Raw genomic sequence first — 13011 nt, 5'->3', positions numbered from 1 at the left:
GCAGGAAAGTTGCATGGCCAAACGCACCAGTCTCAAGGACTCCACCTGCCCGGTCGCCCGCTCCATGGAGGTGATCGGCGACTGCTGGACAATGATGATCATCCGCGACGCCATGCTGGGCGCGCGCCGCTTCGGCGAATTCCAGAAGAGTCTCGGACTGGCGAAGAACATTCTCGCCGTCAGGCTGAAAGCCCTCGTGGAGGACGGCATCCTGAAACTGGAGCCGGCAGCCGACGGCAGCGCTTATCAGGACTATGTCCTGACCCCGAAAGGCCAGGCCGTCCATCCAATCATGGTGGCGCTGCGTCAATGGGGAGAGGACTACGCTTTCAAACCCGGCGAACCGACGACCATCATGGTCGATCGCAAGACCGGCAAGCAGATCAAGAAGCTGGAACTGCATGCGGCCGACGGCAGGCTGCTCGGCTATGGCGACACCACGATCGTGCCCTCAACGGCCTGACGGCTTACGCAAGTCACGCAGCCGCAGGATCTCCTCGGTTTCCAGATGCGCCATATCGAGCAGGTAAGCGAGCATGTCGTGGCGATGCCGGCGCGCCATCCGCGACAAATCCCGGACCGCACTCTTTATATAGAGTGCCGCCTCCTCGGGCCCGCCATCGCCCTGCGCCTGATCGTCCGGTATGGGCGGTGTCATAGGCATTCCCTAGCCGGGCAGTCCGGGCGAAATCAGCACCAACGAAGCATCAAATCGTACCCTTAATGGTTGTATTTTGCAACCCTTGGTAAATGATTGGGAACCCCCAGCCGCGGCCATCAACAACTCACGATTTGACACGGGACCCCTTCGCACCCATGTTCGCCGCGAAACGGCTGGCGCGACTCTCGCAGACCCAAGCCGGATTCCCCCTGTAAGTTATTGGAATCACATGAATCTCGTCATTGTCGAGTCGCCTTCAAAGGCCAAGACGATCAACAAGTATCTGGGCAAGGACTATGAGGTCCTGGCGTCGTTCGGCCATGTCCGCGACCTTCCCGCCAAGAACGGATCGGTCGATCCCGACGCCAATTTCCAGATGATCTGGGAGATCGACCCCAAGGCCGCCAGCCGGCTGAACGACATCGCCAAGGCGGTCAAAGGCGCCGACAAGCTCATTCTCGCGACCGACCCTGATCGCGAAGGCGAAGCGATCTCCTGGCACGTGCTCGAAGTCCTCAAGCAGAAGCGCGCGCTGAAAGATCAGAAGATCGAGCGCGTGGTGTTCAACGCGATCACCAAGCAGGCCGTTACCGACGCGATGAAGAACCCGCGCGAGATCGATGGCGCACTGGTCGACGCCTATATGGCGCGCCGTGCCCTCGATTATCTGGTGGGCTTTACGCTTTCTCCTGTGCTGTGGCGCAAGCTGCCCGGCGCCCGTTCCGCGGGCCGCGTGCAATCGGTCGCACTGCGCCTCGTCTGCGACCGCGAGCAGGAAATCGAGAAGTTCATCCCACGCGAATACTGGTCGCTGGTGACCACGCTGGCGACGCCGCGCGGCGAGAGTTTCGAAGCCCGCCTGGTCGGCGCTGACGGCAAGAAGATCCAGCGTCTCGATATCGGAACCGGTGCGGAAGCCGAAGACTTCAAGAAGGCCATCGAAGCCGCAAACTTCACGGTCTCCACCGTCGATGCAAAACCCGCGCGCCGCAATCCGCAAGCGCCGTTCACGACCTCGACGCTGCAGCAGGAAGCCAGCCGCAAGCTCGGCTTCGCGCCGGCGCACACCATGCGCATTGCACAGCGTCTGTATGAAGGCATCGACATCGGCGGCGAAACCACCGGTCTCATCACCTATATGCGAACCGACGGCGTGCAGATCGACCCCTCCGCCATCACGCAGGCCCGCTCTGTCATCGGCGAAGACTACGGCAAGCAATATGTGCCGGACGCCGCGCGGCAATATACGAGCAAGGCCAAGAACGCGCAGGAAGCGCACGAAGCGATCCGTCCGACCGATATGTCGCGTCGCCCGGCGAGCCTGCGCGGCCGTCTCGATAGCGATCAGTCGCGGCTTTATGAATTGATCTGGATGCGCACCATCGCCAGCCAGATGGAATCCGCCGAGATGGAGCGCACCACCGTCGATATCGCTGCCAGGGCGGGATCACGCCTGCTCGAATTGCGTGCCACCGGTCAGGTCGTGAAGTTCGATGGTTTCCTTGCCGTCTATCAGGAAGGCAAGGACGACGACGCCGAGGATGAAGATTCACGCCGCCTGCCCGCCATGAGCGAAGGCGAAGCGCTGAAGAAAGAAAACCTCGCGGTTACCCAGCATTTCACCGAACCGCCGCCGCGCTTCTCGGAAGCATCGCTGGTCAAGCGCATGGAAGAGCTCGGCATCGGCCGTCCCTCGACCTATGCATCGATCCTGCAGGTGCTGAAGGATCGCGGCTACGTTCGGCTCGAGAAGAAGCGTCTGTACGGCGAGGACAAGGGCCGCGTCGTCGTCGCCTTCCTCGAAAACTTCTTCGCCAAATATGTGGAATACGATTTCACCGCGGCGCTGGAAGAGAACCTCGACAGGATCTCCAACAACGAGATCTCCTGGCAGCAGGTGCTCAAGGATTTCTGGACCGACTTCATCGGCGCAGTGAACGAGATCAAGGATCTGCGCGTGGCGCAGGTGCTCGACGCGCTCGATGAGATGCTCGGCCCACACATCTACGCCCCGCGCGAAGATGGCGGCGATCCCCGCCAGTGCCCGACCTGCGGCACCGGCCGCCTCAATCTCAAGGCCGGCAAGTTCGGCGCCTTCGTTGGCTGCACGAACTATCCGGAATGCCGCTACACGCGTCCGCTCGCTGCGGACTCCGGTGCGAATGCTGACCGCGTGCTCGGCCCCGATCCGGTGTCAGGTCTCGAAGTCGCGGTGAAGGCCGGACGTTTCGGGCCTTACATCCAGCTCGGCGACACCAAGGATTACGAAGAAGGCGAGAAGCCGAAGCGTGCCGGCATTCCGAAGAACACGTCGCCCAGCGATGTCGAACTCGATCTGGCACTCAAGCTCCTGTCGCTGCCGCGCGAGATCGGCAAGCACCCGGAAACCGGCGAGCCGATCTCCGCGGGCCTCGGCCGTTTCGGGCCGTTCGTGAAACACGAGAAGACCTATGCCAGCCTCGAGGCCGGCGACGAGGTGTTCGACATCGGCCTCAATCGCGCGGTCACGCTGATCGCCGAGAAAATCGCCAAGGGCCCATCAGGTCGTCGCTTCGGCGCCGATCCCGGCAAGCCGCTCGGCGACCATCCGACCCTCGGCGGCGTTGCCGTCAAGGGCGGACGCTACGGTGCCTATGTCACCGCGGGCGGCGTCAATGCGACGATCCCGAGCGACAAGACGCAGGAGACGATCACGCTCGAAGAGGCGATCGCGCTGATCGACGAGCGTGTGGCCAAGGGCGGCATCAAGCCGAAGCGCGGCACCAAGAAAGCACCGGCGAAGAAGGCTGTCGCCAAGAAGGCCGACGCGGCCGAGAAGAAGCCGGCGGCCAAGAAGGCTGTTGCGAAGAAAGCCACAGCTAAACCCAAGGCTGAAACGGCTGCCGCCAGCAAGGCGCGCGCGCCGGTGAAGGCGAAGACATCGCCTGCCAAGAAGAAGGCCGCGAAAACGGTCGCGAAGAAAAGCGCTGGCTAGAACGGATAATTGTGAACAAGAAACGTGACAGCAGCTTTCCAACCAGGGATGCCATCGTCGCGTTCGTTCGCGCGTATCCCGGCAAGATCGGCACCCGCGAGATCGCGCGTGAATTCGGACTGAAGAACGCCGCCCGTGTCGAGCTCAAGCGCATGCTGCGCGAACTCGCCGACGAAGGCGCCATCGCCAAAAAGGGCCGCAGCGTGCGCGAGCCCGCGGCGCTGCCGCCGACCGTGCTCGTCGACATCACCTCGCGTGACGCCGATGGCGAGTTGATCGCCACGCCCGTCGAATGGGACGAGGCAGACGGCGTCGTACCAAAAATTCGCATTCACACGCCGCGCCGTCCCCTGCCCGGCACCGCGGCAGGTGTTGGTGACCGCGCATTGTTGCGCATCGAGAAGATCGAGAACGATGGCGAGTTAGCCAGCTATCAGGGCCGCGTCGTGCGGGTGCTCGAAGGTGCACGCACGCGCCTGCTCGGCATCTATCGCGCGCTGCCAAATGGCGGCGGACGATTGATCCCGGTCGATAAGAAGCAGGCCGGGCGCGAACTCAACATCGCGGCATCCGACGCCAACGGCGCCGAGGACGGCGATCTCGTCAGTGTCGATCTCATTCGCACCCGCGGCTACGGCCTCGGTTCCGGCAAGGTGAAGGAACGGCTCGGTTCGCTCTCCTCCGAGAAGGCGGTCAGCCTGATCGCGATCCACTCGCACGATATCCCGCAGGCGTTCTCCCGCGATGCGCTGAAGGAAGCGGAAGCCGCGCAGCCTGCGACATTGCAAGGACGCGAAGACTGGCGTGACGTGCCGCTGGTCACCATCGATCCGCCGGATGCGAAAGATCACGACGACGCCGTTTACGCGGAGCTCGATTCCGATCCGCACAATGCGGGTGGATACATCGTCACCGTCGCCATCGCCGATGTCGCCTTCTATGTGCGTCCCGGCTCGGCGCTCGATCGCGATGCGCTGATCCGCGGCAACTCCGTCTACTTCCCCGACCGCGTCGTGCCGATGCTGCCGGAGCGCATCTCCAATGACCTGTGTTCGCTGGTGCCGGGCGAGCCGCGCGGCGCCCTCGCCGTACGCATGGTGATCGGCGTCGATGGCCGCAAGAAGTCGCATACGTTCCATCGCGTCCTGATGCGTTCGGCGGCCAAGCTGAACTACGCACAGGCGCAGGCCGCCATCGATGGCCATCCCGACGATACTACCGGCCCGCTGCTCGAACCGATCCTGAAGCCGCTTTACGCGGCCTATGCACAGGTGAAGCTCGCGCGCGACGAGCGCGAGCCGCTGGATCTCGACATCCCCGAGCGAAAAATCCTGCTGAAGAAGGACGGTACCGTCGATCGCGTCATCGTACCGGAGCGGCTTGACGCGCATAAGCTCATCGAAGAGTTCATGATCCTGGCCAACGTCGCCGCAGCCGAAACGCTTGAAAAGAAGGCTCTGCCGCTTATCTATCGGGTACATGATGAGCCTTCGGTGGAGAAGGTTCACAACCTGCAGGAATTCCTCAAGACCCTCGACATGCCGTTCGCCAAAGCGGGCGCATTGCGGCCATCGGTATTCAACCGGGTGCTGTCACAGGTCAAAGGTCAGGATTCCGAACCGCTGGTGAATGAAGTGGTTTTGCGCTCGCAAGCCCAGGCGGAATATGCCGCCGAGAATTACGGACATTTCGGTCTGAACCTGCGCCGCTACGCGCATTTTACCTCACCTATCAGGCGATACGCAGATCTGATCGTGCATCGCGCATTGATCCGTGCGCTCGGGCTCGGCGAAGGCGCACTGCCCGAGAGCGAAACCGTGGAAACGCTGAGCGAAATCTCGGCGCAGATTTCGGCCACCGAACGCCGGGCCATGAAGGCCGAGCGCGAGACGTCCGACCGGCTGATCGCGCACTTCCTGGCCGACAAGATCGGTATGAGCTTCCAGGGCCGGATTTCCGGCGTCACCAGGGCTGGACTCTTTGTCCGATTGACCGAGACCGGCGCCGATGGCCTGATCCCGATCCGCACGTTGGGCACGGAATACTTCAACTATGACGAAGCTCGCCACGCCCTCGTCGGTACACGCAGTGGCGCCATGCATCGGCTGGGCGACGTCGTCGATGTCCGTCTGGTCGAGGCAGCCCCCGTTGCAGGTGCCTTGCGGTTCGAAATGCTCTCCGAGGGCAATACCGCCCCACGGAACCGCCGACGCGAACATGCCCGCAGCAATGACGCTGCAGACCGGCCGCGTCATCCGGGTGCCAAGACGAATTACAAGTCGTCGAAGAAGGTCAAGGCGCCCAAGAAAGCCAAACCCGGTCGTAATGCCCGGCAGGCTGCCAAAGCTGACAAGGCTCGCGCCGGTGGCAACCCCGGCAAGCCGAAAAAGGGGTAACGTCATGATGACATTGACCACACCGAAAATCTGGAGCGCGACGCTGGATTCCTCCGCCAAACGCAATGTGTGGACCGCGATGAAGCGCGGCTTCGCCTGTCGTTGCCCGAACTGCGGCGAAGGCAAGATGTTTCGCGCCTTCCTGAAAACCGCAGATCACTGCGACAAGTGCGGACAGGATTTCTCCGCGCACCGCGCCGATGATCTTCCCGCCTATCTCGTGATCGTCATCGTCGGTCATATCGTGGTGCCGATCGCATTGTGGATCGAGACCAACTATTCGCCATCGGTCGCGCTGCAACTCGCGATCTACCTGCCGATCACACTGATCGCGTCGCTGCTGTTGTTGCAGCCGGTCAAGGGCGCCGTGGTCGGATTGCAGTGGGCATTCCGCATGCATGGATTTGGCGACGGCGCGGCTGACTGATACGTTCTCCGTCCCCTTGAACATCGCCTAATAAGAAGAATTTCAGGAGACGGAATGAGCGACGCAGTCGAGATCGGCAAGGAAGCCGACCACCATCCCTATAAGCGTCCGCGCGACGCTGCGACCCTGATGCTGGTCGATCGCTCCGGCCCGATTCCGAAAGTGCTTGTCGGCAAGCGTCACGACAAGGTCGTGTTCATGCCCGGTAAGTTCGTCTTCCCCGGCGGCAGTGTCGATACGACCGACAACAAGATTCCGGTGGCTGCACCTTTGCCGCCGGAGCTTGAAGCCAACTTGATGAAGGGCAGCCCGAAGACGCCGCCGTCGCGCGCGCGTTCGCTCGCCGTCGCTGCGATCCGCGAAGCCTGCGAAGAAACCGGCCTCTGCCTCGGCCGCAAGGTTGATGGCGCGACCAGGAAGCTCCCCGGCGTATGGGAAGCTTTTAGCGATGCAGGTCTGCTGCCCGATCCCTCCGGCCTGTTTCTGATTGCGCGCGCCATCACACCACCCGGCCGCATCAAGCGCTTCGATACGCGTTTCTTCACAGCGGATGCGTCGTCGATCGCGCATCGCGTCGAGGGCGTCGTGCATGCCGATGCCGAACTGGTGGAACTGGTCTGGGTCGAACTCGGCTCCGCACATCTCGCCGACGCGCACGCAATGACGAAGAACGTGCTCAATCAATTGCAGCAGCGTCTCGCCACCGGCCCGCTCCGTCACGACGCGCCACTGCCCTTCTTCCATTGGTACAGCGGCAAGATGCAACTCGATATGCTGCCCGGCGAAAGCTGAGTTAATCAAGTAACAGGTCTCGCTTTTCGACCTATTCTAATTCTAACTGTTTCCTTAGTGGGATAACTGGTGTGGCGCGGTAAGCTACCGTTGTCTTGCTCACAGGAATTCCCAGTTATGGGACAGATGAATTGGACGCCGCAGGTCGAGTCTTCGACATTCACGCGCGCGTCACTGGAATATCGTCGCAAGGCGTCGGCACTCAGCCAGCGCGCCAGCGTGGAAGCTGACCCACGCAAAATTCGTGCATTGCTACAACTCGCCATCTCGTGGATTCAGGTTGCTGAAAACGAAGAACTGATGGCGAGCGAGTATCGCGCCAGCGCACACATGCACAGTTTCTGACGTGGGAAGGCGCCGCATATGCGGCGCCTTCCTGCTCTGCCAAGCCCATCGTCAGATCTGAGCGAGGCCACCGTCGACGAACAATTCTGCGCCGGCGACGAAGCTGGAGTCATCCGATGCCAGGAACAGAACCGCCTTCGCGACTTCGTCCGCGGTGCCGAGGCGACCGAGTGGCACCAGCGTCTTGAGGAAGCCCTTCACGTCATCATTCGCGAACGCGTCCAGGCCAGGCGTCTGGATCGGTCCGGGGCTGACAACATTAACGCGAATCCGGCGTGCCTTGAGATCCGCGGTCCAACTGCGCGCAAAGGAACGGATTGCAGCTTTGGTCGCGTTGTAGACGCTGAAGGACTCCATGCCCTTCGATCCCGACACCGAGCCGGTGAGAACCACCGAGGCGCCGTCGGAGAGCAGCGGCAGTGCCTGCTGCACCGTGAACAAAACGCCCTTCACATTGATGTCGAACATCTTGTCATAGACGTCTTCGGTGATCTGGCCGAACGCGCTCAATTCATACCCGCCGGCATTGGCGAACAGCACGTCGATCTTGCCCTTGGCAGCCTTCACCGTATCGAACAGATGCGCGAGATCGGCGAGCTTGCCCGCGTCCGCCCGCACACCGACGGCCTTCGGACCGAGCTGCTTCACGGCGGCATCGAGCTCGGCCTGGCGGCGGCCGGTGATGAACACGGTGGCGCCTTCGTCGATGAAACGCTGCGCCGCGGCCAGGCCGATGCCGGCGCTGCCACCGGTGACGACTGCGATTTTGCCTTCGAGTTTGCGGGTCATGATGCTCTCCTTTGATTTGGGGCGGCGCCATCGCCGTCCGACATGGAGAACATCGTCCATTCGCTCGTTGGCGGTTATGGGCTTGTTCGGATATTATTTATCCGTATTCTGGATGAATGACCGATACAGTCGCCCTTTTCCAGGCTTTCATCCGCGTCGTCGAAGCGGGCTCATTCACCCGTGTGGCTGAGGAGCAGAATTCCAGCCAGCCGACCGTCAGCCGCCAAGTGGCAACGCTGGAAGACCATCTCGGCACCCGATTGTTCACCCGCACCACGCGCAAGCTGACGCTCACCGATGATGGCCGCAGTTTCTACGAGCGCGCCAAACTGGCGCTGGAAGCCGTTGCCGAGGCCGAGGGCGCGGTGGGACGACGCCGGGCCAGACCATCAGGCACGTTGCAACTGGCCCTCCCCGTGGTGTTCGGACGGCTGCGGGTGATCCCGCATCTGAAGGGCTTTCTGGCGCGCTACCCCGACGTCAGCGTCGACCTCGTGATGAGTGACGGCTTCAGCGATCTGGTCGAGGACGGCATCGATCTCGCGATCCGCTCCGGCGTCGTGACCGACCCGAACCTGATCGCCAGGAAGATCGGCGTGACACGCCGCATCCTGGTGGCGTCGCCGTCCTATCTGCGCGGCAAGACGCCGCCTGCGCATCCGAACGATCTCATCGGGCATGATTGCATCCCCTATACGCGCTTCACCGGCGGCGTGACCTGGCGCTTCGAAAGTCCGGACGGCCCGATCGCCATCGAAGCCACCGGACCGGTGCGCACGCAGAGTTCGGAAGGCATTCGCGAAGCCGTGATGTCCGGCCTCGGCATCGGCTTCGTGCCGATCTGGCATTTCAGGGATGAGATCGAGACCGGTCGTCTCATTGTGCTGCTCGAAGCTTTCGAGCCGAAACCGGTGCCGATCAGCGCGGTCTATCCCTCGCGCCGCTTCGTGCCGCAGAAGACCCGCGCCATGATCGACTACCTGGAAACGCAATTCGCAATGGACCCGACGGTCAATCCGAAGCGAGTGTAGCGGCGCACACTCAACCACAAGCTCGTCATTCCGGGGCGCGGGCAGCGCCAGCTGCACGCGAACCCGGAATCTTTTAGTAATCATCACTCCGGGATTCCGGGTTCACGTCCGCCAAGAGGCGGCCGCGCCCCGGAATGACGGGTTAAACAGTCTCCTCCCTCATTCCAAATCGCAATAATCTTCTCGTGAGCAGCATCTACCTGCGCGCGTCGGCGTCCCTATCTGTTCCCGACCAGCATCACGGGGAATTCCAGATGGCGAAGCGTCAGTTGAAGCTCGGGGCCTTCATGCGCCCGATCAGCATCCATACCGGCGCATGGCGCTATCCCGGCGCTCAGCCTGACGCCAACTTCAACTTTCCCTTCCTCAAACAGATGATCCGCAAGCTCGAGGCCGGCAAGTTCGACGCTTTCTTCATGGCCGATCATCTCGCGGTGCTGAACATGCCCGTCGAGGCGCTGAAGCGCAGCCACACCGTGACGTCGTTCGAGCCGTTCACGCTGCTGTCGGCACTGGCCGCCGTCACCGACAATATCGGCCTCGTCGCCACCGGCTCCACCACCTTTGACGCGCCCTATCACGTCGCCCGCCGCTTTGCCTCGCTGGATCATATCTCGGGCGGACGCGCCGGCTGGAATATCGTCACCACATCGAATCCCGATGCCGCGCTGAACTTCGGCCTGGACGATCACATGGAGCATGCCGAGCGCTACAAGCGCGCGCGCGAATTCTACGACGTCGTCACCGGCCTCTGGGATTCCTTTGCCGACGATGCCTTCATCCGCAATGTCGAGACCGGCATCTTCATGGATCCCGAGAAGATGCATGTGCTCGATCACAAGGGTCCGTATCTCTCGGTCCGCGGCCCGCTGAATATCGCCCGGCCCGTCCAGGGATGGCCGGTCATCGTACAGGCCGGCGCATCGGAGGACGGCAAGCAGCTCGCCGCCGAAACCGCGGAAGCCGTGTTCACCGGCGGCGGTCCGATCGGCGAAGCACAAAAGCTCTATGCCGATATCAAGGGCCGCATGGCCGCGCTCGGCCGCGACCGCGACCATCTCAAGATCCTGCCCGGCGCCTTCGTGGTAGTCGGCGACAGCGTGGATGAAGCCAAAGAGAAACGCGCGCTGCTCGACAGCAAGGTGCATTACGCCAATGCCATCGCCTCGCTCTCGATCAATCTCGGCACCGATGCCTCCGTCTTCGATCCCGATGGCCCGCTGCCCGAGATTCCCGAAACCAATGCCAGCAAGAGCGGCCGCGAGCGCGTCATCGCCCTCGCCCGGCGCGAGAACCTGACCGTGCGCCAGCTTGCCCAGCGCCTCGGCGGCTATGGCGGCTCCGCCTTCGTGGGCACGCCCCAGACCATCGCCGACGAGATGCAGGAATGGCTGGAAACCGAGGCCTCCGACGGCTTCAACATCATGTTCCCCTATCTGCCGGAGGGGCTGAACGAGTTCGTTGATCGGGTGATCCCGGAACTGCAGCGACGGGGTATTTTCCGTACCGAATATGAAGGGACCACCCTCCGGGAGAATTTGGGCCTTCCACGGCCGGAAAACCGGTTCTTTCCCTCTGCAACTTGACTCCGCTGCGAGGGATCGCATCAGCTACTGCTCCCGCCCGTTGTGCTGCGATCCCCATCCCGGACAATTCTATGAGCGCGCATGTCATCCGTCTCCTCACGCCGCATGAGGCATGGTCCAAACGTAATGGCCTGATCGATCTCCTCGTCGATTCTGCCGAAGGTGGTGCCTCGGTCAATTTCGTCTGGCCGATGACCCGCGCGAAGGCCGAAGCGTGGTGGGACGGCGCGCTTGCCAGCCACACCCGCGGCGAACGATTGATCTTTACGGCAGAGGCCGGGGATCGCGTCGACGGGACCGTGCAATTGATCCTGGCACCGCAGGAGAACCAGGCCTTCCGCGCCGACATCGCCAAGATGCTGGTGCATCGTCGCGCCCGGCGTCAGGGACTTGGCGCGGCACTGCTGTTGGCGGCAGAACACGAAGCGCATCGGATCAGCCGTACGCTGTTGACACTGGATACCGCCACGGGCGGCGCCGGCGAACGGCTCTACGCCAGGCTCGGCTGGACCAAATTCGGCGAGGTTCCTGGCTACGCCACCAGCCCGGACAATAGCACCCGGGATGCGGCCAGCTTTTTCTACAAGACGCTCTGATGTCCAATGGCGGGCAATTCAGCCCCGCCGCAGCCTGAAAACCGGTTCTTTCCGGGTTAAGGGCCCGGATTCGGTCCGTTTTTCCGCCCGGAAAACCTTGACTTTGGGGCGTTCGGGGCTAGGTTGCGCCCCAACACGGCCAGTTCTCTGGCTGTCACCCGATTCCCGACATTCAGAGGTTCTGCCATGGCCAAAGCGGTCACCATCAAGGTCAAGCTCGTTTCCACCGCGGACACCGGCTTCTACTACACCGCCAAGAAGAACTCGCGCACCATGACCGACAAGATGGTCAAGAAGAAGTACGACCCGGTCGCGCGCAAGCACGTTGAATTCAAGGAAGCCAAGATCAAGTAAGCGCTGAATACAGCTGCTGACGGATTTTGAACGGGGCCCTTTCGGGCCCCGTTTTCTTTTTAACCTCTCCCCGCTCCCGGCGAAGCGAAGCTTCGCTAGGCGGGGCGAGGTTAAGTAAGAAGCCCAGGCCAATCGTTTCAATTTTAGCGATGCGCGCAGCACCGTATTTACCCTGCCACAACTATGGCGGGCATGAAGCCTGCGATTGAAACGGTATTCACGTCATTTCGTGCGACAAGTCGGTATCATTCGACGCAATTGATTTGCATCGGGAGCAACCCTTGTCTTTCCGCGATACAGACACGACGGCTGGCCAGTTCACGTCTGCGGTGTCTCTGGCGGGCGTTTTCGTTCGCTACGCATTCTATTTTTTCGGAATGATCGTGTTCGGGCTCATCGCCTTCGGGGTGATCTGGCTCTGGGGCAATCGCGTCCAGGTGGTCCAGGACAAGCCAGCTTTCAGGATCACTGACGGCAGCTTCACACGGTTACCCGTCAGCTCCGATATCATCACCAGTGGACTGCTTGGCCGTGTTGAGGTCATGCAATACGGGGCACTGGATCATCGCGGGATCGATCTCACCGTGGCGATCGCGTTCCCGCCCCCGGGCGGCCTCCAGACGCGGCCGACTTTTGAACCGCGCGAAACAAAGCTTTTGCGCAACATGCGCTTCCAGACGCTTTCCACGCACTTCGATCTGGAAACGCGCTACGGCCCTGTCCATGCCGTCGAAACGCGCGTCGAGACCGATGGCCGCTGGAAACAGTGCCTCGCCTTCAGCTCGCGCTTCGATACCAGAACTGTGTTCCTCTCCGGCTGGACCTGCGACGCCACCGGCACCAAGCCCGGCGCGGATGCCCTCGCCTGCGCGCTCGACAAACTCGTGATCGATAAGGAATTGCCGACGAAAGAAGCCGACGCCTATCTGCGCGCACGCATGACGCGCCCGGCTTACTGCGCGGCCCGGCAGGTCACACAGACCTTCGATACGGGATCACGCCCGATCTCGCCGCCGTCGCGATGGTCGCAGCCATCGGCCAGAACGCGTCTTTGATCGTG

General features: G+C 62.0%; 13 protein-coding genes. 11 read left to right on the top strand and 2 right to left on the bottom strand.

Annotated elements, in window-relative coordinates; all coding sequences use genetic code 11:
* Nucleotides 1-13 precede the first annotated feature (13 nt).
* Entirely contained in the window at nt 14-463 is a 450-nt protein-coding gene (locus tag AB8A38_RS01900) for a winged helix-turn-helix transcriptional regulator (protein WP_315842641.1), read from the top strand.
* Here AB8A38_RS01900 and AB8A38_RS01895 read toward each other — a convergent pair.
* Nucleotides 452-658 carry a hypothetical protein gene (locus AB8A38_RS01895; protein ID WP_315842642.1) on the bottom strand — a complete coding sequence of 69 codons (207 nt, stop codon included), beginning with the start codon at nt 656-658 and terminating at the stop codon, nt 452-454. The genes AB8A38_RS01900 and AB8A38_RS01895 overlap by 12 nt on opposite strands.
* A 232-nt stretch (nt 659-890) precedes the next feature.
* Between AB8A38_RS01895 and topA the strand changes: the two genes are divergently transcribed.
* The 5 genes from topA (at nt 891) to AB8A38_RS01870 (ending at nt 7595) form a co-directional block, all read left to right on the top strand.
* On the top strand, nt 891-3635 hold the full coding sequence (gene topA / locus AB8A38_RS01890; protein ID WP_439084758.1) for a type I DNA topoisomerase: 2745 nt from the start codon (nt 891-893) through the stop codon (nt 3633-3635).
* Nucleotides 3636-3646: 11 nt separating this feature from the next.
* Complete coding sequence (rnr, locus tag AB8A38_RS01885) at nt 3647-6031, top strand: ribonuclease R (RefSeq protein ID WP_439084757.1); 2385 nt, start codon at nt 3647-3649, stop codon at nt 6029-6031.
* 4 nt (nt 6032-6035) lie between these two features.
* On the top strand, nt 6036-6458 hold the full coding sequence (locus AB8A38_RS01880; RefSeq protein ID WP_439072145.1) for a DUF983 domain-containing protein: 423 nt from the start codon (nt 6036-6038) through the stop codon (nt 6456-6458).
* 54 nt (nt 6459-6512) lie between these two features.
* Nucleotides 6513-7250 (top strand): NUDIX hydrolase, encoded by a 738-nt coding sequence (locus AB8A38_RS01875; protein WP_089263756.1) that lies wholly within the window; start codon nt 6513-6515, stop codon nt 7248-7250.
* 117 nt (nt 7251-7367) lie between these two features.
* On the top strand, nt 7368-7595 hold the full coding sequence (locus AB8A38_RS01870; protein ID WP_092144352.1) for a hypothetical protein: 228 nt from the start codon (nt 7368-7370) through the stop codon (nt 7593-7595).
* Between the two features lie 51 nt (nt 7596-7646).
* Here the strand turns inward: AB8A38_RS01870 and AB8A38_RS01865 are convergent, their stop codons facing one another.
* Entirely contained in the window at nt 7647-8384 is a 738-nt protein-coding gene (locus AB8A38_RS01865; RefSeq protein ID WP_439084756.1) for an SDR family oxidoreductase, read from the bottom strand.
* A gap of 116 nt (nt 8385-8500) precedes the next feature.
* On the opposite strand from AB8A38_RS01865, the gene AB8A38_RS01860 reads away from it, so the two are divergent.
* From AB8A38_RS01860 to AB8A38_RS01840, 5 genes are all read left to right on the top strand, one after another.
* Nucleotides 8501-9415 carry a LysR substrate-binding domain-containing protein gene (locus tag AB8A38_RS01860; RefSeq protein ID WP_439084755.1) on the top strand — a complete coding sequence of 305 codons (915 nt, stop codon included), beginning with the start codon at nt 8501-8503 and terminating at the stop codon, nt 9413-9415.
* A gap of 254 nt (nt 9416-9669) precedes the next feature.
* Nucleotides 9670-11001 carry an LLM class flavin-dependent oxidoreductase gene (locus AB8A38_RS01855; RefSeq protein WP_439084754.1) on the top strand — a complete coding sequence of 444 codons (1332 nt, stop codon included), beginning with the start codon at nt 9670-9672 and terminating at the stop codon, nt 10999-11001.
* Between the two features lie 71 nt (nt 11002-11072).
* Entirely contained in the window at nt 11073-11597 is a 525-nt protein-coding gene (locus AB8A38_RS01850) for a GNAT family N-acetyltransferase (protein ID WP_439084753.1), read from the top strand.
* A 186-nt stretch (nt 11598-11783) separates the two neighbouring features.
* The gene (gene rpmG / locus AB8A38_RS01845; protein ID WP_068732385.1) at nt 11784-11951 is read left to right on the top strand and encodes a 50S ribosomal protein L33; all 168 of its coding nucleotides are present in this window, start codon (nt 11784-11786) and stop codon (nt 11949-11951) included.
* A gap of 281 nt (nt 11952-12232) precedes the next feature.
* On the top strand, nt 12233-13006 hold the full coding sequence (locus AB8A38_RS01840) for a hypothetical protein (RefSeq protein ID WP_439084752.1): 774 nt from the start codon (nt 12233-12235) through the stop codon (nt 13004-13006).
* Nucleotides 13007-13011 lie beyond the last annotated feature (5 nt).

This window comes from Tardiphaga sp. 839_C3_N1_4 (genome assembly GCF_051811045.1).
Taxonomy (GTDB): domain Bacteria; phylum Pseudomonadota; class Alphaproteobacteria; order Rhizobiales; family Xanthobacteraceae; genus Tardiphaga.
Note: the sequence above shows the minus strand (reverse complement) of the source record. Positions and strands in the feature narration are given on the sequence as shown.